The organism is Nocardia sp. NPDC051981 (assembly GCF_040680715.1).
GTDB lineage: Bacteria > Actinomycetota > Actinomycetes > Mycobacteriales > Mycobacteriaceae > Nocardia.
Window position 1 is genome coordinate 41651 of sequence record NZ_JBFAXK010000016.1, and the last position, 18249, is coordinate 59899.

17 protein-coding genes and 1 pseudogene are annotated in these 18249 nt (G+C 65.9%); 10 read left to right on the forward strand and 8 right to left on the reverse strand.

The features are described from left to right. Positions 1-8: 8 nt before the first annotated feature. Positions 9-209, forward strand: coding sequence for a hypothetical protein (locus tag AB0L60_RS25665; protein WP_364618313.1), 201 nt, complete (start codon positions 9-11; stop codon positions 207-209). A 121-nt stretch (positions 210-330) separates the two neighbouring features. Here AB0L60_RS25665 and AB0L60_RS25670 read toward each other — a convergent pair whose 3' ends face one another. Continuing rightward, positions 331-543: a response regulator gene (locus tag AB0L60_RS25670; protein ID WP_364618647.1), complete on the reverse strand. Its 213-nt coding sequence runs from the start codon at positions 541-543 to the stop codon at positions 331-333. A gap of 273 nt (positions 544-816) precedes the next feature. Between AB0L60_RS25670 and AB0L60_RS25675 the strand changes: the two genes are divergently transcribed. Next, positions 817-966, forward strand: coding sequence for a hypothetical protein (locus tag AB0L60_RS25675; RefSeq protein WP_364618316.1), 150 nt, complete (start codon positions 817-819; stop codon positions 964-966). Positions 967-1051: 85 nt separating this feature from the next. Here the strand turns inward: AB0L60_RS25675 and AB0L60_RS25680 are convergent, their stop codons facing one another. Beyond that, positions 1052-1627 (reverse strand): TetR family transcriptional regulator, encoded by a 576-nt coding sequence (locus tag AB0L60_RS25680; RefSeq protein ID WP_364618318.1) that lies wholly within the window; start codon positions 1625-1627, stop codon positions 1052-1054. Positions 1628-1740: 113 nt separating this feature from the next. Here AB0L60_RS25680 and AB0L60_RS25685 point away from each other — a divergent pair, with 113 nt between their 5' ends. The 4 genes from AB0L60_RS25685 (at position 1741) to AB0L60_RS25700 (ending at position 5337) form a co-directional block, all read left to right on the forward strand. After that, entirely contained in the window at positions 1741-2616 is an 876-nt protein-coding gene (locus AB0L60_RS25685; RefSeq protein ID WP_364618321.1) for an SDR family oxidoreductase, read from the forward strand. Between the two features lie 111 nt (positions 2617-2727). Then, positions 2728-2862 carry a hypothetical protein gene (locus tag AB0L60_RS25690; RefSeq protein WP_364618324.1) on the forward strand — a complete coding sequence of 45 codons (135 nt, stop codon included), beginning with the start codon at positions 2728-2730 and terminating at the stop codon, positions 2860-2862. Further along, on the forward strand, positions 2859-3515 hold the full coding sequence (locus AB0L60_RS25695; protein ID WP_364618327.1) for a response regulator: 657 nt from the start codon (positions 2859-2861) through the stop codon (positions 3513-3515). The genes AB0L60_RS25690 and AB0L60_RS25695 overlap by 4 nt, the downstream gene beginning before the upstream one ends. A gap of 316 nt (positions 3516-3831) precedes the next feature. Further along, entirely contained in the window at positions 3832-5337 is a 1506-nt protein-coding gene (locus tag AB0L60_RS25700; protein WP_364618330.1) for a catalase, read from the forward strand. 176 nt (positions 5338-5513) lie between these two features. Here the strand turns inward: AB0L60_RS25700 and AB0L60_RS25705 are convergent, their stop codons facing one another. The 3 genes and pseudogenes from AB0L60_RS25705 to AB0L60_RS25715 form a co-directional block, all read right to left on the reverse strand. Then, the gene (locus tag AB0L60_RS25705; protein ID WP_364618332.1) at positions 5514-6053 is read right to left on the reverse strand and encodes a hypothetical protein; all 540 of its coding nucleotides are present in this window, start codon (positions 6051-6053) and stop codon (positions 5514-5516) included. A 189-nt stretch (positions 6054-6242) separates the two neighbouring features. Continuing rightward, positions 6243-6815: an NADPH-dependent FMN reductase gene (locus AB0L60_RS25710; RefSeq protein ID WP_364618335.1), complete on the reverse strand. Its 573-nt coding sequence runs from the start codon at positions 6813-6815 to the stop codon at positions 6243-6245. Positions 6816-7238: 423 nt separating this feature from the next. Continuing rightward, positions 7239-7325 (reverse strand): annotated as a pseudogene (locus AB0L60_RS25715) (MarR family transcriptional regulator); the annotation flags it as partial. Positions 7326-7497: 172 nt separating this feature from the next. Here AB0L60_RS25715 and AB0L60_RS25720 point away from each other — a divergent pair. Then, positions 7498-8169, forward strand: coding sequence for a cyclase family protein (locus AB0L60_RS25720; RefSeq protein WP_364618337.1), 672 nt, complete (start codon positions 7498-7500; stop codon positions 8167-8169). Here AB0L60_RS25720 and AB0L60_RS25725 read toward each other — a convergent pair whose 3' ends face one another. After that, a complete protein-coding gene (locus AB0L60_RS25725; protein ID WP_364618340.1) occupies positions 8170-8661 on the reverse strand; it encodes a helix-turn-helix domain-containing protein in 492 nt (163 codons plus the stop codon). It abuts the gene before it with no gap. Positions 8662-8757: 96 nt separating this feature from the next. On the opposite strand from AB0L60_RS25725, the gene AB0L60_RS25730 reads away from it, so the two are divergent. Then, positions 8758-9264, forward strand: a complete 507-nt coding sequence (locus AB0L60_RS25730; protein ID WP_364618342.1) for a hypothetical protein — start codon at positions 8758-8760, stop codon at positions 9262-9264. Between the two features lie 296 nt (positions 9265-9560). Here the strand turns inward: AB0L60_RS25730 and AB0L60_RS25735 are convergent, their stop codons facing one another. Beyond that, the gene (locus AB0L60_RS25735) at positions 9561-10061 is read right to left on the reverse strand and encodes a transglycosylase SLT domain-containing protein (RefSeq protein WP_364618344.1); all 501 of its coding nucleotides are present in this window, start codon (positions 10059-10061) and stop codon (positions 9561-9563) included. Positions 10062-10469: 408 nt separating this feature from the next. On the opposite strand from AB0L60_RS25735, the gene AB0L60_RS25740 reads away from it, so the two are divergent. Further along, positions 10470-13748: a protein kinase gene (locus AB0L60_RS25740; protein WP_364618346.1), complete on the forward strand. Its 3279-nt coding sequence runs from the start codon at positions 10470-10472 to the stop codon at positions 13746-13748. A gap of 285 nt (positions 13749-14033) precedes the next feature. Here AB0L60_RS25740 and AB0L60_RS25745 read toward each other — a convergent pair whose 3' ends face one another. Next, positions 14034-14534, reverse strand: a complete 501-nt coding sequence (locus AB0L60_RS25745; protein WP_364618344.1) for a transglycosylase SLT domain-containing protein — start codon at positions 14532-14534, stop codon at positions 14034-14036. Positions 14535-14856: 322 nt separating this feature from the next. Between AB0L60_RS25745 and AB0L60_RS25750 the strand changes: the two genes are divergently transcribed. After that, complete coding sequence (locus tag AB0L60_RS25750; RefSeq protein WP_364618350.1) at positions 14857-18129, forward strand: protein kinase; 3273 nt, start codon at positions 14857-14859, stop codon at positions 18127-18129. The last annotated feature ends 120 nt before the right edge of the window (positions 18130-18249 follow it).

The window sequence follows — 18249 nt, forward strand, 5'->3', positions numbered from 1 at the left end:
AGCCGCCGGTGAGCGAGGATCCCGAAACCGCCCAGGCGCGCATGTTCCTCACGGAACTCGAGTACCACGCCGAACGCCTCATACGCCGACGCAGCCAGTGGCAAGACGACAAACCCAACCAGGCCGTCGAGGCCGAACTCGCGCAGGTCAACCAGCAGATCCGTAACCTCCGCCAGCGATTCCCCGGCCTGCGGCAGATCTCCCGATGATTTCGAGCGATCGAACAATGAAAATTCGGCGCCTCGGGGTCGATGGTGTAGTCAGCGGCGGAAACGACACCCCAACCGGGTTTGGTCTTCCACGTGGCGACCGACGCGGCTCGCTGATGTTTCAGGCCGCCTGCGGTGCTGTGAGATGGACACGGATGTGGTCTAGTAGTTCACGGGTTCTGAGCGGTTTGGGCAGGTAGTCGCAGGCGCCGGCGGTGTAGGCGTCACCGATGGCATCGGGATCGCCATCGAGGGAGACCGCGATGATCGGAATCGGTGAGCGATTGCGCAGCTGCCGGCACAGGTGCGCGCCCGGCAGGTCCGGCAGGTCCAGGGGAAAGGTCGCGCAGCAGTGCCAGGAGGTCGTCGGGCGGGCTGATCAGGCGCTGGGTGAGATCGAGCCAGCCGCCGGTGGAGGTGACCGTTGCGGCGACGGTGCCGTCGGCGCGGGTGAAAGTGTTGCGCATCATTTGCCGCGAGTTCCCAGAGCCACGCTGTCCGCGCGGTTGCGGGGCCTTCGAGCCGCCGGAATCGTGGACGCCGGCTACAACCTCACCGACGCCGGGCTCGCCCTGGCTCAGAGGTCATCCGCTGGTGGATCGGTGAGTTGTCCTGGCGGGACCTGCAGGAGCAACCCGGCGTCGACTTACACGGCGACCCGGCGCTGCGCCGCCGGATCCCGCGATGGTTCACTCGCTACGTCTTCACGCCCGAGGTCCTTGCCGCATCGGATGAGGTTGTGCGCGAACGCGAGTGAGGACCCGTGCGGCTCGAGGTAGTGATCGCTCAGGCTGAGCGGCGCGGAGATGATCTCAGCCTGTTGATCTTCGGGGCGAGGTTGTCTATTGGACCGCCGTCCCGGTGGCGACCGCTTCGAGTTCGGCCAGCGTTTCGCGAATGAACTCGGCCAGGCTGTGGTCCGGCGGGGAATCGGCCCACGCGGTGTAGGCGATCTTGAAGACCGCGACGCCGACTTCGGCGGTGAGGCCCGCGGTGGGCTCGGGTACGCCGCGCAGACGTAGCGCCTCGGCGCTGCTTGCCGCGAGCGCGGCGAGCTTGGCCAGTTCCCGTTCCTGTAGTGCGGGGTTCGCGGCAATCACGGACTGGCGCTGTTGGGCGAAGTCCCGGCGTTGCCCGATCAGTTCCGCCACCGCGTCCAGGCCCGCCCCCATCGCCGCGATCGGTGACGCTGAATCATCCACCTCGGCAATGGCGTTCGTGATGATGTCGTGCAGGATCTGCTGGTTGCCGAACAGCACCTCACGCTTGTCGGCGAAGTGCCGGAAGAATGTGCGCTCGGTGAGCCCGGCTCGCTCGGCGATGTCGGCGACGGTGGTCTGATCGAAGCCGCGCTCCAGATACAGCTCCATCGCCGCGCGGCCGAGACGGCCCGGCGCGTTCGGTTCCCAACGACCCATTCCGTGATTGTAGGACAGTGACGTCAGCAACTGACGTCGAAGTGATGACAGATGCTGACATGAGGGCTACTCTGATGACAGATGCTGACATCACAAGTCGAGAGGGCTTTCTCATGCGTCTCTTCGTCACCGGAGGTTCCGGTTTCATTGGTTCTCGCGTCGTTCCCGAACTCATCGACTCAGGTCACGAGGTTGTCGGCCTGGCCAGGTCGGATGCTTCGGCTGCGGCCTTGACCGCGGCCGGCGCGCAGGTGCGCCGCGGCGATCTCCTCGATCCGGATGTTTTGCGCGCGGCCGCAGACGAGTCCGATGGGGTGGTTCACCTGGCTTTCGTCCACGACTTCTCCCAGTTCGAGGAGAATCAGCGCACCGATCGCCGGGTGGTCGACCTGTTCGGCGATGTGCTCGCGGGTTCCGATCGGCCGCTGGTGATCGCCTCCGGACTCGTTCCGTTCGACACCGGTCAGCCCGGTGTGGCCGATGACCCGATGATCCGCCGCGCCACGGCCGCCGCCACGGTCCGGCTCGCCGAACGCGGCATCCGATCGGTGGTGCTGGGTCTGCCGCCGACGGTGCACGGCGCGGGCGATCGCGGATTCATCCACCGAATCGTCGAGATCGCCCGGGAGAAGGGCGTGTCCGGCTATGTAGGGGACGGCGCGCACGCCTGGTCGGCTGTGCACCGGGACGACGCCGCGCGGCTGTTTCGACTCGCGGTGGACAAGGCCGAAGCCGGAACGGTGTTGCACGCGGTCGCCGATTCGGGCGTGGCGACCCGCGATATCGCCGAGTCCGTCGGTCGCCAGCTCGGGGTGCCGACCACCTCGATCGACCCCGCCGACGCGGTCAGCCACTTCGGTTGGCTGGGCATGATGTGGAGCATGCCGATGACCGGCGACGGCGGACCCGCCGCAGCCACGATGGGCTGGGCGCCGAGCGGCCCAACGCTGCTCGCGGACCTGGCCGAACGCCACTACTTCCAGGACTGAGCCGGGCGACGTCGCTGCGGTGATGCCACCCGCTATTGCGGCCATCGGAATCGCGGTACCAGCCGGCGAGGGTGCCGATCGTGCCCACTACCCGGCCTGCTCGACCACGCGATGGTCGAGGCGGTCGAAGCCGTCGCGGTGACGATCTTCAAGCATTGCCAGGGCATCGCACTGGACAGCGGTGAGGAATGCGAATTCTTCGGCACGAAGGACTATCTCGCGGCGGCGGGATCTAGCGAGGGATGACCGACGTCGTGAGGGTCTGCGACAGCACCGCTGCCGCAGACCGGACGTCGCTCAGCCGAGAGCCGGCCGGAGTTCGTGGCGCGTCAGACCGCGATCGCGGTACCGACATCGTGAGCGCAGGATCGGCTGCATTCAGCTCCATCGCACTGCGGATTCGACTGTCGGGACCCGCCTGCGAAGGATTCACCATTAGCCAATTCCCGTACTCTGCAACAGAATTCACACAGCCGCCGATCCCTGCGGCTCGGCCCAGCAAGGTCCTGGTCGTCGAGAGCAACCCGGCGATGGCAGAGATCGAGGTACTCGTGCTGGCCAACGCCGGCCATGAGGTGATTTCTGCCCCCAGCGCGCAGCGCGCTTTGCACCTCGCCCGGCGATGGAAGCCGGACCTGGTGCTGCTCGAGCTGGACCTGCCGGACTTGCCGGGCGCGCACCTGTGCCGGCAGCTGCGCAATCGCTCACCGATTCCGATCATCGCGGTCTCTCTCGATGGCGATCCCGATGCCATCGGTGACGCCTACACCGCCGGCGCCTGCGACTACCTGCTTTCTGGCCGGCGATCGAGCAGGCTACGTGTACGGCGCGATACAGCCGGTCGACGGCTGACGCATCGCGATCCAGCCCCTCCGAGCCGCTGGTATCCGGACTCATGAGTGGTGGGTCGGTGCCGAACGGTTGCCGGGTGGGTTGAAAGGGTCCCTCGGACGTGATCGAATTGGAGCACGACGGGATTGGTTGGTCGTGGCAGATACTGGACTGCTTCGCGGTGTCGATCTGCAGGCTGCCACGGGGTACACGGTGTTCATGACTCTCTAGAAGCACCCGTCGCGTCTATATGCTTTTCGGTCTCGACACGAGCACTCGACTCGTGCTCGCCGCCTGTACACGGCCGGGTTGTCCGCGGTGCCGTGTTCGACACCGACCCACGACTATGTGGCCGTCGCTCTATGTCTGTGGACAAGGAGAGAGATGTCTGAGCCGAACTACACAACCGATGCCGCCGGAATTCCGGCACCCAGTGATGACCATTCCCTGACAGTCGGCCCGGATGGCCCGATCTTGCTGAACGACGCGTATCTGATCGAAAAGATGGCGTCGTTCAATCGTGAGCGCCTGGCGGAACGGCAACCGCATGCCAAGGGCGGCGGGGCGTTCGGCACGTTCGAAGTCACCCACGATGTCAGTGCCTACACCAAGGCCGCTGTGTTCCAGCCCGGCACGCAAACCGAAGTGCTGGTACGGTTTTCCGCCGTCGCCGGCGAACAGGGATATCCCGACACCGTGCGGGATCTGCGTGGGTTCGCGGTGAGGTTTTACTCCGAACAGGGCAATTTCGACCTGGTCGGCAACAACACACCCGTTTTTTTCGTGCGGGATCCGATGAAGTTCCAGGACTTCATCCGGTCACAGAAGCGCCGCGCCGACAACAATCTGCGCGACAACGACATGCAGTGGGATTTCTGGACGCTGTCACCGGAATCGGCGCACCAGGTGACCTGGCTGATGGGCGATCGCGGCATTCCGGCCACCTTCCGGCACATGAACGGGTACTCCAGCCACACCTACATGTGGATCAACGCTGCGGGCGAACGGTTTTGGGTGAAGTACCACTTCAAGACCGATCAGGGCATCAAGTTCCTCACCCAGCACGAAGCCGATCACATGGTCTCGATCGACATGGACTACCACCAGCGTGATCTGTGGAAAGCGATCGAAGGCGGCGAGTATCCGAGCTGGACCCTGAAGATGCAGATCATGCCGTTCGACGACGCGAAGACCTACCGCTACAACCCCTTCGATCTCACCAAGGTATGGCCACACGGCGATTATCCGTTGATCGACGTCGGCAAGATGACCTTGAACCGCAACCCGGCCAACTACTTCACCGACATCGAAGAAGCGGCATTCGAGCCCAGCAACGCAGTACCCGGCACCGGCCCCAGTCCCGACAAGATGCTGCTCGGGCGCTGGTTCTCCTATGCCGATGCGCACCGGCACCGGATAGGCATCAATTACAAAGAGCTACCGGTCAATTCGCCACACGGCGCCGAGGTCCGATCGTGGGCGAAAGACGGCGCCATGCGCCACCACAACCCCGGCGATCCGGTGTATGTGCCCAACTCGAAGGGCGGACCGCACGCCGATCCCGCTGTAGCGGGACCGTCCGCAGGTTGGTACGCCGACGGTGAGATGGTCAGAACGGCCTACACGCTGCGCGCGGACGACGACGACTGGGGACAGGCTCGCACCCTGGTCCGGACGGTCCTCGACGACGACGCCAGGACACGACTGGTCGACAACATCGTCGCGCACCTGTTCGACGGAGTGAGTGAACCCGTGCTCACGCGAGCGTTCGCGTACCTGCGCAACATCGACAAGGATCTCGGTGACCGAGTCGAACGAGGAGTACGGGCCAAGCAGGCGCAACATGAACCGACCGCCGCGGAGCGACCGAAGGTCGGCCATACGAGATAGCTTCGGCGATGGGCGCCGGCACGGCTGGTGGCTGCCACCGCCACCAGCTGCACATCATGGAGGCTGCGCAGTGCCGGGGATGTGGGAATCCTTGGCCCAGCTGCGATTCGGGTCGGCGCCGATGACACCGACGCGCAGCGGCCCCGTCATGGCATCCTCACGCTACCTCCCCATATTCACGAGTTGCCCTGAGCCGTAGGCCCTTTGGATGGGGGTTGTTCACCCTCGCATCCCCCGACACGGCTCAGGCGAACATCGTGAAGAGAGTGTTGAGGCCTTCGGGCGAGGAGCGGATGGGTGAAGATCGCGTCGGCCATGGCGGTGCCGACGCGGCCGAGCTGCGGGTCGATGAACACCGTGTATGGGACGATCCGGTCCCGCGTGCTCGCCTTCTCGTGCCGGATGAGATTGCCGTGCAGAACGGTCGAGGCGACCTCGACCGACTTCGGCCCGGTGAAATGAGCCTCGCCTTCGATCAAGTCGAGCCCGTCCTGCGCCAGGCGGCTCGCGTAGTTCTGTCGCGCTCCGGCGACCACGGCCCGTTTGCGTTCGCGCACCGCGGCCAGGTCCACCGATACCGGACCGATCCGCACGACGTACTCCGCGGCGCGGCGTGCCTGGTGGGCAAGGCAGGCGCTGGCGACCATCGTCTTGGTCGGGGTGCACCCGATGTTCAGGCAGACGCCGCCGAGTTGGCCACGCTCGACCAGCGCCACCTCTGGCCCGCCTTCGCCAGCTCAACCGAAAGGAACCGACCGCCCTGGCTGGCTCCGATCACGATCGTGTCGTAGTGCTCATCGGCCAGTACGCCTTCCTCCCCTCGTCCTCGTCGAGCCGGGCGGGCCGGTCTCGGCGGCAGGGAAACCACGACACGGCACGCACGCGCCACCGGCCGCGCGAATCGGTCAGCCGAGTTGGGGGACCACGCCGTGGACGCGGTCGATGAAAGCGGAGAAATCCGCCATGAACCGGGTGAGGAACTGCCGCGTCGAGTCGTCGAGGACATCCCCATCCGGGGTGAAGACATCAGGGCGGAACTGGATATAGGCCTCCGGGGAGGTCATCTGCGGGGAATTGCAGTAGCCCAGGACACTGCGCAGGCTGAGCTGAGCGATCGCGGTGCCGATCTTGCCGGGCGAGGCGCCGATGACGGCGGACGGCTTGAGAGTGAACGAATTGTCGCCCCACGGGCGGCTGGCCCAGTCGATGGCGTTCTTCAGCGCGCCCGGGATCGAGCGGTTGTACTCCGGCGTCACGAACAGCAGGGCGTCGACGGCGGTGATGGCCTCCTTGAGCGCGCGGCCCTCCGGCGGGTAGTCGGCGTCGTAGTCGTGGTTGTAGAGCGGCAGATCCTTGATCGGAATCTCGGTGAACGTCAACTTGGGTGGCGACAGCCGGATCAGGGCCTTGGACAGGACCCGGTTGATGGATTCCTTGGACAGACTGCCGATGATGTAGCCGACCGTGTAGGTACTCACGCGATGCCTCCTGACCAGAGATTTCCGATGCTGAACGGAGCGCCTGGCGTCGTAGACGCACGGCGTTTCGACGGGAGTGCAGGGCCAACGTAGCACTCCACAGCGGTCGCTCGCCCGGGTATCGGACGCCGCTGGTCGGCGGTGGCGTCGCGGCAGTGGATCGCCCTGCGAATCCGCTACCACCCCAACAAGATTCGCCAGAACTGCGAGACCTCCCGGCGTCGATTCAGCCGATGGTGTCGCGGACGGATGTGGTTGAGGACAGGTTCGTCTCGAGTTTTGCCAAGGCGGGAGCAGCTGGCGTCGCTGGCTCGTGCTCATGTCGCCGACCGTGTCGGTTTCGAGGTCCGTCCACAGTTGCTCGATCCGGCTGCGCAAGGCCATTCCGGCCGGTGTCGACTCGACCAGGGTGGCTCGGCCGTCGGTCGGATCTTGGCGGCGACGTACGAATCCGGCCCGTTCGAGGCGCTGCACGGTGCGGGTCATCGAGGCCGAATCCGTGTCGAATATCGAAGGCGCGTCGACCCCATGACATCACCCAGCGAGCAGCGAGTCCGACCTGACACCCGTTCGGAGTCGATAGCGAGATGTTCTGGCGGGTATGACGATCGTGTACCCGTCACCGAGGTGTTCGGGGCTATCGGGGGTCCAGGCCAGAGATCCGGGAGGTACGGTTCCTGGCATGAGCAGGACAACCGTGGAGTTGTCCCATCCGATCTCGGACGGCATGCTCACCTACCCGGGATTGACGGGACCGCGGGTCACCACAGATGTTTCGCGTCAGCAGTCGCCACTGATCGACATGGCCTATGACATCGCGCGGGTGAATATGGTCGGCAACACCGGCACCTATATCGACGCGCCCTTTCATTTCCATGCCGACGGCGCCGATATCGCCGAGTTGCCGCTGGAGCGGCTGCTCAATGTACCGATCGTGATGATCCGCGCGGCGGGCATGCGCGCGGTGGGACCGGATGTGCTCGGTGACCCGGCACGGCTTTGGGGCAAGGCGGTGCTCGTGCACACCGGATGGTCGGCTCGGTGGGGGTCGCCGTCGTACCGGGGCCCCGGGCATCCGTTCCTGATCGGTGAGGTCGCGGAGGCGCTGGTCGCTGCGAACGTGGCGGTGGTGGGAATCGACTCGCTCGACATCGACGATATTTCCCTGCCCACGCGTCCGTGTCACCACGCATTGCTCGGGGCGGGAATCCCGATCATCGAGCAGATGACAAACCTGGACGTGGTCCCCGACATCGGTGCCAGGCTGGTCGCGCTGCCGGCGCCGGTGCGCGGGATGGGCTCGTTTCCGCTGCGCGCTATTGCCTGGACCGATCACGGCGGCGCCGATAGCTGATCACGATTGCACGAATCGGGCGCCCGGGCCGGGGGTGCGATGGATGGCCGATGGGGGTAGATGGGCATGGCCCGCGGCGCATTCCAGGGCGAGCCGGACCGGGGCTCCGCAGTCGTGGTCGGTGCCGGGGGTGTGATGGCGGATCACGACCGACGGCCCCTCCGGACCGCTCAGATATTTGTCGCCCCACTCCAGCAACGCCACCAGGGTCGGCCGCAGGTCGAGGCCGCGCTCGGTGAGGCGGTACTCGTAGCGCTGCCGGGAGCCCGGCTCCTGGTATGGGATGCGTTGCAGCACACCGGCTTCGACGAGGCTGTCGAGCCGGGCGGCGAGCAGGTTGCTGGCGATACCCAGGCGGTCACGGAAGTCGCTGAAGCGAGTCGCGCCATCGATGGCCTCTCGAACGATCAGCAACGACCAGCGTTCCCCGACGACCGATAGGGCGCGTCCCACCGAGCAGTTGGCGGTGTCGATGCGGCGATCCGGGTCCATGTGGCCAGCCTATCGGGCTAGGTTGACAATCTCCACTCAGCGGCCCTAGCGTTCGTTTCATCTGAGTTTAGAAACTAAATCTAGGAGGTCGTCGGCATGCCGATGCTCGATGTCTACATTCCTGAGGGCACCTTCACAGCCGAGCGGGAAGCGGCGCTGATGAATCGGATCACCGAAATCCTCATCCGCCATGAGGGATTCGACCCCACCGATCCGGTCACACGCTCGGTCTCGTGGGTGTTCCTGCACCGCCCGGCAGCGGTCTACGTCGGCGGCGCACTCGCCGACATGCCGCGGTACAAAGTGGTCCCGTCGGTCCCCGAAGGACAACTGGACACCGCCAAGCGAGCCGGCGTCATCGCAGAGGTCACCGACGCGATACTCGACGCGGAGGACGGCGCGTGGCCGCGTGATCCCGGCCGAATCTGGGTGTTCCCCACCGAGATTCCCGAGGGACACTGGGGTGGATTCGGTGAAGTCAGGCCGTTGAGCCGTATTCTCGGCCGGCTGACCGGCGACGACGCACGGGCCGCCCGGCTCGCGGCGGAGCGGATCGCCGCCAGCCGCGTCGAACACACGACGCTCCCGCCCAGCGCGCGCTGACCACCCGGTGCCGGTGCCGCCATCTCGAGGCTGCACCGGCACCGACGGCGTCCGGGAACCGCGCGGATTATGGTGCGGCTCAGCCCGATTCGAGGCGGGAGCGCACGTCGTCCGAGGTGATGACCGGGAAAACCTCGAAGTCGATGAGGCCCGCCCAGTTCGCCCTCCGCGTGCGGCGAAGTCTCGTAGTCGGCATGAATACCTCGTGAAACCAGCCAGCGCGGTCCCGCCGAGCCCGAACCCGCACGCGAAGATAATTCATGCGGGTGTGCGTCGGCGGGGCGGGCTTCCGAGAGTCAGTATGCGGAGTTGACGTTGTCCATGGAGCCGTAGCGTGCGGCGGCGTAGTTGCAGGCGGCGGTGATGTTGGCTACGGGATCGTAGATGTCCCAGGAGGTTCCGGCGACATGGTAGGCCTGGAAGGTGGGGTCGATGACCTGGAGCAGGCCTTTGGACGGGGTGCCGTTGGCTGCGTTGGAGTCGTAGAGGTTGATTGCCCCGGGGTCTCCGCCGGATTCGCGCATGATGTTGCGGTGGATCGCGTCATAGCTGCCCGGAATGCCTTGTGCGGCCATAATATCCAGTGCCTGACGAATCCAACCATCGAGATTGGAACTGACGGCGGAGTCCGCCAAGACCTTTGTGCCGGTAGTGCTCATGGCTGCTGGAGTGGTCCGTGCCGGCGATTCGGGGACGAGTGCCGAGGCCTCGGCGGTTGCTGCGATCGACAATGATGCGGCTGCCAGGGCATAAACGGCGAGACGGCGGGCGGTCCGGGGACGGCGTCCGGTGGCCATTGAGTTCCTCCTCAGGAATTTCGTTGCCGAGCACATGTCGCTTCGTTGCGACCTGCGGGGCGAAAGCGAGCCCTGGCGGCGTTTCGGGTGAATCGGCGCGTCGGCAGTGAAGACAGCATTGGTTGCGGGCGTGTATCGGCACGACGGCCGATCTACCCGAGACATACCTATTTCTGCTTCTTGCTCAATCCGCGTGTGGGGTCCGCACGTAGCGGCGGAGACCCGTCACCGGCTGCGGGAGCGGGTCGGCCGGCGTCCCTGTATTCGGCTCTTCGAATCGCGTTTTCCAACTCTGGAGCGCCTTCCCGATAGCTCTGTTTCCGAGGTCCGGCGGGGATACGCTGTGCGTTGACGAAGATCTGGCGGGTGTTGCTCGGTGCCGGGACACCGGTGGATGGTGGGCCGCTGATGAGCGAGGACGATCGGTTCCTGACAGTTCGTGACGTGTTCGAGCCGGTCACGGACGAATTGGCCGCAGCCGGGTTCGAGGATGCCGAGGAGATCGGGCGGGGCGGTTTCGGTGTGGTCTATCGCTGCACACAGATCGAGTTGGATCGGACGGTGGCGGTGAAGGTCCTCACTGCCGAGCTGGACGCGGAGAACCGGGCGCGGTTCTTCCGGGAGCAGCGCGCGATGGGCCGGCTGACCGGGCATCCGAACATCGTGACGATGCTGCAGGCGGGTGTCACCGCGAGCGGACGACCCTATCTGGTGATGCCGTATCACCCGGTCGGCTCCCTGGATACACGGATCCGCGGGCGGGGTCCGCTGCCGGTCGAGACCGTGTTGTGGATCGGGGTGAAGATGGCCGGGGCGCTGGAGAGCGCGCATCGCCTCGGCATCGTGCATCGGGATGTGAAGCCGGGCAATGTGCTGCTGACCGAGTACGGCGAGCCCGCACTAACGGATTTCGGTATCGCGCGGATCGCCGGGGGCTTCCAGACGGCCGCGGGAACTCTGACCGGGTCGCCGGCCTTCACGGCCCCGGAGGTGCTCGAGGGCCAGGACCCTACGCCGGCCGCGGATGTCTATGGGCTGGGCGCCACCCTGTTCTGCGCGCTGACCGGGCATGCGGCGTTCGAACGTCGCAGCGGGGAGAACGTAGTGACCCAGTTCCTGCGGATCACCACCCAGCCGGTGCCGGACCTGCGTGAGAGCGGCATCCCTGACGACGTGTCCGCGGTGGTCGCGGCGGCGATGAGCCGCGATCCGCGCGAGCGGCCGTCGGCAGCGGCTTTGGGTGAGGCGATCCGGCAGGCGCAACGCCACCACGGGTTCGCCGTCGACGAGATGGCGTTGGACCCCGAACCGGCCCGAGAGCGCCAGGACCGCAAGCCGGCTGAGCCAACAGGGTGGCGTCCGCCCGTGACCACGGCTCCACACGGAGGCGGTACTTGGCCGCTGGAGTTGACCAGTTTCGTGGACCGCCGCACCGAGCTGGCGGAGTTGAAGAATCTGCTGTCGGCGGCCCGGCTGGTGACGTTGACCGGGATCGGCGGTGTCGGCAAGACCCGGCTGGCGTTGCGGGCGGCGGCGGCCACGCGCCGGGAGTTCGCCGACGGGGTGTGGCTGGTCGAGCTGGCCGATGTCCACGACCCATCCCTGCTGGTCAATGCGGTGGCGGCCGTCCTGGGGTTGCGCGACGATCCGACGCGGCCGTTGTCCGAGGTGTTGATCGAGTTCCTGTCGACGCGGAAGTCGCTGCTGGTGTTGGACAACTGTGAGCAGTTGGTGGCGGCGGTGGCGGAACTGGTCGGGACATGGTTACGGACCTGTCCGGACCTGCGGATTCTGGTCACCACCCGCGAGCCGCTCGATATCGCCGGCGAGGCGGTGCTGCGGGTGGCGCCGCTGACGGTTCCGGACCCGGATCGGGAGCCGTCGCCGCGGGAACTGCGGCGCTCCGATGCCGTGACTTTGTTCGCCGACCGGGCGAGCGCGGTGGTGCCGGGTCTGGAACTGTCCGACGACAACAAGGCGGCCGTGGCTCGGATCTGCGCCCGGTTGGACGGTTTGCCGTTGGCGATCGAGCTGGCCGCGGCGCGGATGCGCGCCATGTCGCCCGAGCAGATCCTGCACCGTCTCGACGATCGATACGCGCTGCTGACACGCGCCACCCGGACCGCGCCCACCCGGCAGCAGGCCCTGCGATGGTGTGTCGACTGGAGCTACGAATTGTGCACCCCGGCCGAGCAGCAGTTGTGGGCCAGGCTGTCGATATTCGCCGGAGGCTTCGAACTCGATGCGGCCGAACAGTGCGGCGCCGATCTTGGTCCCGAGGATCTGCACGATGTGCTGTCCTCGCTGGTGGACAAGTCGATCGTGATCCGCGAGGAGTCGAGTGGTGTGGTGCGGTTCCGGATGCTGGAGACAGTCCGCGATTACGGCCGAGAGAAGCTGCGCGAGTCCGGCGAGGATCAGCGATTACGGCGTCGGCACCGCGACTGGTGCCACCAGTTGGCGCTCGCCGCGGAGGCCGGGTGGATCAGCGACCGGCAGCCCTACTGGTCAGCCAGGCTCGAACGCGAACAACCCAACCTGCGCGACGCGCTCGAATACAGCCTGGCCGAAAACACCGAGCAGGCGGCCGAAGCCGGACTACAGACCGCCGCCGCCCTGTTCGTGTTCTGGACTTTCCGAGGTCTGTACAGCGAAGGTCGCCGTTGGATCGACCGGCTCCTGCACCACCCGGCCCGGCAATCCGTACCCGACCGTGTCAAAGCCCTTCACGCCGGCTGCATCATGGCAGCGGTGCAGGGCGACGTGCCGGCGGCTGCCGCCCTTGCCGAGGAGGGACGCGTGCTCGCCGAACAGGTTCCCACCCCGATGACCCAGGCACTGATCGCCTACGCCGACGGTATCGTGGCGCTCTATCGCGGTGAGCTTGCTCTGGCGGTCTCCTGCTTGGAACGCGCTGTCAGGATGCTCAACTCGAATCGGCAAGGATCCCTTTACGCTGCTGCTTTGGCCCGACTCGGTGGGGTGCACGCACTGGCCGGTGATACAGACGTTGCGATCCGGTGTTACCGGCAGTTGATCTCCATTACCGAGGAGGGCGGTGAATCGTACTTCCGGTCGCTAGCGTTGTGGGGGCTGGGCGTTGCCGCCTGGCGGCAAGGTGAACGGTCCCGGGCAACCGAATTGTTCGAGGACGCACTGCGAGTCAACCGGCGAATGCGCAGTCCGTTCGTTGCCGCGTTGAGTCTCGAGGTGCTGGCCTGGGTCGCCGGTGCCAACCGTGACGCCGAGTGTGCGGCCGTACTGATGGGAGCCGCAGAAGAAGGACGGCGGTCCTTCGGTAACCCTGCGCCCATCTTGCCAATGGTGGACAATCACGACGAGTGCGTCCGGACAACGCGATCCGCTCTCGGCGCCCGCAGATTCGACGCGGCATTCCGCAAGGGCAGCGCGATGGGGATGGACGACGCCGTAGCTTATGCACTCGGCGAGAAACCCGCCGACACCGTGCCCGCATCGGGTCCCGCCGCGGCGCTCACCAAGCGTGAGAACCAGGTCGCTGACCTCATCGCGCAGGGCCTCACCAACAAGCAGATCGCCGCCAAACTGGTGATCTCCCAACGCACCGCCCAGGGCCACGTCGAGCACATCCTCACCAAACTCGGATTCACCTCCCGCGCGCAAATCGCGGCCTGGATCGCAGAGGATGCCGAACGACAGCTTCCTTGACCGTGCCGGCCGGCCATGGGATTTGGTACTCGGGGAAGCTCGAGGAGTCGAGACATCATCGAGGTCGAGGCCACCAGCCCGAAAAGCACTGACCCACACAGCAATACCGCCAGATCGGCAGCGTAGTCACCGCCGACGGCAACCGAGCCGACCTGTTCCGCACCTGTGAGCGTGACGCCACGGCGTGGCTGGTTGATTCTCGGCCCGACGACCTCGCGACGCTGCGAGATTGCCGGGCCGAAGTCGAGGATCGCGCCCTTGCATCGAGGGCCGGGTTATCGATGATCAGTATGCGGAGTTGACGTTGTCCATGGAGCCGTAGCGTGCGGCGGCGTAGTTGCAGGCGGCGGTGATGTTGGCTACGGGATCGTAGATGTCCCAGGAGGTTCCGGCGACATGGTAGGCCTGGAAGGTGGGGTCGATGACCTGGAGCAGGCCTTTGGACGGGGTGCCGTTGGCTGCGTTGGAGTCGTAGAGGTTGATTGCCCCGGGGTCTCCGCCGGATTCGCGCATGATGTTGCGGTGGATCGCGTCATAGCTGCCCGGAATGCCTTGTGCGGCCATAATATCCAGTGCCTGACGAATCCAACCATCGAGATTGGAACTGACGGCGGAGTCCGCCAAGACCTTTGTGCCGGTAGTGCTCATGGCTGCTGGAGTGGTCCGTGCCGGCGATTCGGGGACGAGTGCCGAGGCCTCGGCGGTTGCTGCGATCGACAATGATGCGGCTGCCAGGGCATAAACGGCGAGACGGCGGGCGGTCCGGGGACGGCGTCCGGTGGCCATTGAGTTCCTCCTCAGGAATTTCGTTGCCGAGCACATGTCGCTTCGTTGCGACCTGCGGGGCGAAAGCGAGCCCTGGCGGCGTTTCGGGTGAATCGGCGCGTCGGCAGTGAAGACAGCATCGGTTGCGGGTCTGCTTCGGCACGACGGCCGATCTCCCGGAGATATACCTATTTCCGGTACCCACCCTTTTCCGGCTCTTGCCTCGATCGGCGGGGCCGCAGAGCGCGGTCACGGCCGGTCGCGAGCATTTTTCGTGATGGTCCGACCACTCGCGCAGGGATATTCTGGCTGGTGTCCGCTGCTGGCGATTTACGAGTTACCGATGGCTGAAAATGTTCCATTCGAAACGCAGCGTGATGCCGGTCCCGACGTCGTCACGGAGTTGAGCGCTGCCGGGTTCGATGATGCCCACGAGATCGGGCGGGGCGGTCTCGGGGCTGTCTACAGGTGTACGCAGGTTGCCGCTGACCGCACCGTGGCGGTGAAGGTCCTGACCGGTGAACTGGAGGAGGACCGGGAGCGGTTCTTTCGCGAGCAGCGGGCGATGGGTCGCCTGACCGGGCATCCGAATATCGTCAGCATGTTCGAGGTCGGGCAAACGGGCAGCGGTCGGCCCTATCTGGTCATGTCGTACTTTCCCCGGGGCTCGCTGGCTGAACGCATCCGGGACGCCGGTCCGCTGTCTCTCGCGGAGGCGCTTCATATCGGAGTGCGGATCGCGGGGGCGCTGGAATCCGCCCATCGAGCGGGAGTTCTGCACCGCGATATCAGGCCGGCGAACATTCTGCTCACCGATTACGACGAGCCGGCGTTGACCGACTTCGGTCTCGCCCACGTCTCCGACGAGTTCGAGGCGGATGCCGACATCATCACCAGCTCGCCGGCCCTCACCGCGCCCGAGGTGCTCGGTGGACAGGCACCCAGCCGTGGTTCGGACGTCTACGGGCTGGGAGCCACATTGCTCGGTGCTCTCACCGGCGGCCACGTCGGGTTCGAACGCCGCCGCGGTGAGCCGGCGGCGACCCAGTTCGTGCGGATCTCCGCCCCCTCGAATCCCGACCGCTGTGAAATTGGTATCCCCTGGGACGTACGCGCAGTGATCGAGGCGGCGATGTCACGCGACCCGCACGACCGGCCTACCGCAGCGCAATTGGGCGAGCAACTGCGCCGAGTACAGCGAGAGCACGGTTTCGCGGTCGACGAGATGGCGGTTCGCGACGAACCGGGCTCCGAATCCGAATCGATGGTGAGTCCGGAACCGTCAGGGCCGCAAGGAGTTCCGCGTATCCGCAGCGACGGATTGCACGAGGGGACGGGAAATCTGCCGCTCGAGCTGACCAGCTTCGTCGATCGGCGGACCCAGTTGTCCGAGATCGGCAATCTGCTGCCCGGGTCGCGCCTGGTGACCCTGACCGGGATCGGCGGGGTCGGAAAGTCAAGGCTCGCACAGCGAGTCGCTCACAAGGTCCGGCAGAAGTTCGCGAACGGGGCGTGGCTGGTCGAGTTGGCGGAGCTGCGCGATGACGCTCTGCTGCCCGATGCGGCGGCCGCTGTCTTCGGAATACGAAGCCAGGGCGTCATATCCGTGCTCGACACGCTGGTGGAGGCGCTGGAACCGTATGACTTGCTGCTGGTGCTGGACAACTGTGAGCACGTGGTCGACGCGGCCGCGAAGCTGTCGGAGGCGCTGCTGCGGGCGTGCCCGAATGTGCGAATCCTGGCCACCAGCCGGGAGGCGCTGGGGATCGGCGGGGAAACCGTGTATCCGGTGCAGCCGCTCGGGATTCCCGAGTCGACCAGTGAGCGGGCGCTGGCGCACTCCCACGCGGTGGCGCTGTTCGTCGAACGCGCCGCCGCGGCGGTGCCGGGATTCGAGATGACCGAAGCGAATCAGCGTGCCATTGCCCAGATCTGCACCAGGCTGGACGGATTGCCGTTGGCGATCGAGCTGGCCGCGGCGCGCCTGCGCACGATGTCGGTCGAGCAGATCCAGACCCGGCTGACGGACCGATACGCCCTGTTGACCCGGGGTGGCCGGGGAACGCCGAAGCGGCAGCAGACGCTGTGGTACTGCGTCAATTGGAGCTATGACCTGTGTATACCCGATGAGAAGCGGCTGTGGGCTTGCCTGTCGGTGTTCACCGGCGGCTTCGAACTCGACGCCGTCGAGCAGGTGTGCGCCGATGACATGACCGACTCCCAGGTGCTCGATACCTTGTCCGCGCTGGTGGACAAATCGATCCTGGTCCGGCAGGAAGCCGATGGGGCGGTGCGCTTCCGGATGCTCGAGACGGTGCAGGAATTCGGCCGGGAGAAGGCCGAGGAGTCCGGTCGGTTCCCGGACCTGCACCGGCGGCATCGGGACTGGTGTGAACGACTGGTACGCGAGGCGGACGCCAATTTCATCGGCCCGCATCAACTGGATTGGGTTGCCCGGCTCGAGCGGGAACTGCCGAATCTTCGAGAGGCATTGGAGTTCAGCCTGTCCGAGTCCGACGAAGGCGGGCTCGGAATGATCACGAACCTGTACCTGTTCTGGGGCTCGCGCGGCCGGCTCCATGAGGGTCGTCGCTGGTACGAGCGCGTGCTCGGCCATTCGCTCGACGGCCGGACCGCGGATCGTGCCAGGGCACTCTTCGCCGCCGGCACGATCGCGGGTTTGAACGGTGACCTGCAGACCGCGAACGACCGTTTCACGGAGCTGCGCGTACTCGCCGAGCAGACGGTGGAACCGCTGGTCGGAGCCTTGGTCAACCACGCCGAGGCAAATCAGGCGCTCGCCCGCGGCAATGTCGGTGAGTCCGACGCGGTTGCCCTGCTGACCGATGTGGTCCGCGGTTACGAGGCGTGTGGTGAGCTTGGCATGCAGTTGGACGCTCAACTCTCTCTCGGCTGGGCCTACGCCCTGGGCGGTGATGCTGCCCGGGCCGTCGCCTGCCACGAGAAGACGCTCGCCATGACAGCAGCCTGCGGCGAAACGATCTATCGCTCATGGGCGTTGTTCGCGGCGGGCTTCGCCGTCTGGCGCCGCGGTGACGTCGAACGCGCCAAGCGACTGCTGGAGGAAGGCGTTCGGCTGTCCGCGCTGACTTCCGATCCGCTCGTCGCCGCGGGTTGTCTGGAGACGCTGGCCTGGATTGCGGCCGATCGGAACGAACCTCGCCGTGCGGCGGTCCTGATGGGCGCGGCGGACAAGTTGGGCGGCCTTGCCGGCACCGATACGCTCATGGTCCGTGATCTGCTCGAGTACCGTGCCGAGTGCATGCGGAACAGCCGCCGAGCGCTCGGCGTACGAGCCTTCGACCGGGCCCGCCAGGAAGGTTCCGCGATGAGTCTCGACACGGCGGTACGGCTCGCGCTCGGCGAACCGTCCCCGGCGCCGGAGAGTTCGCCGCAGCAGTTGACGAAACGTGAACGGCAGGTCGCCGACCTCGTCGCGGAAGGTCTGACGAACAGAGCGATCGCGTCACGTCTGGTGATCTCGCAACGCACCGCACAGGGGCACGTCGAACACATCCTGGCCAAATTGGGATTCACCTCGCGCGCGCAGATAGCGGCGTGGGCTGCGGAAAATTCCGGCGGCAGTCCAGGATGACCGGTCGGCGTCTCGCTGTGGTGTCGGCCGCGCCGAATTGCTCCCCGTGCCGGTGCGGCAACGCATAATTCGGCTGTGACACAAGGCGGTGAGGCTCATCCGGACGACGCGCATATCCTC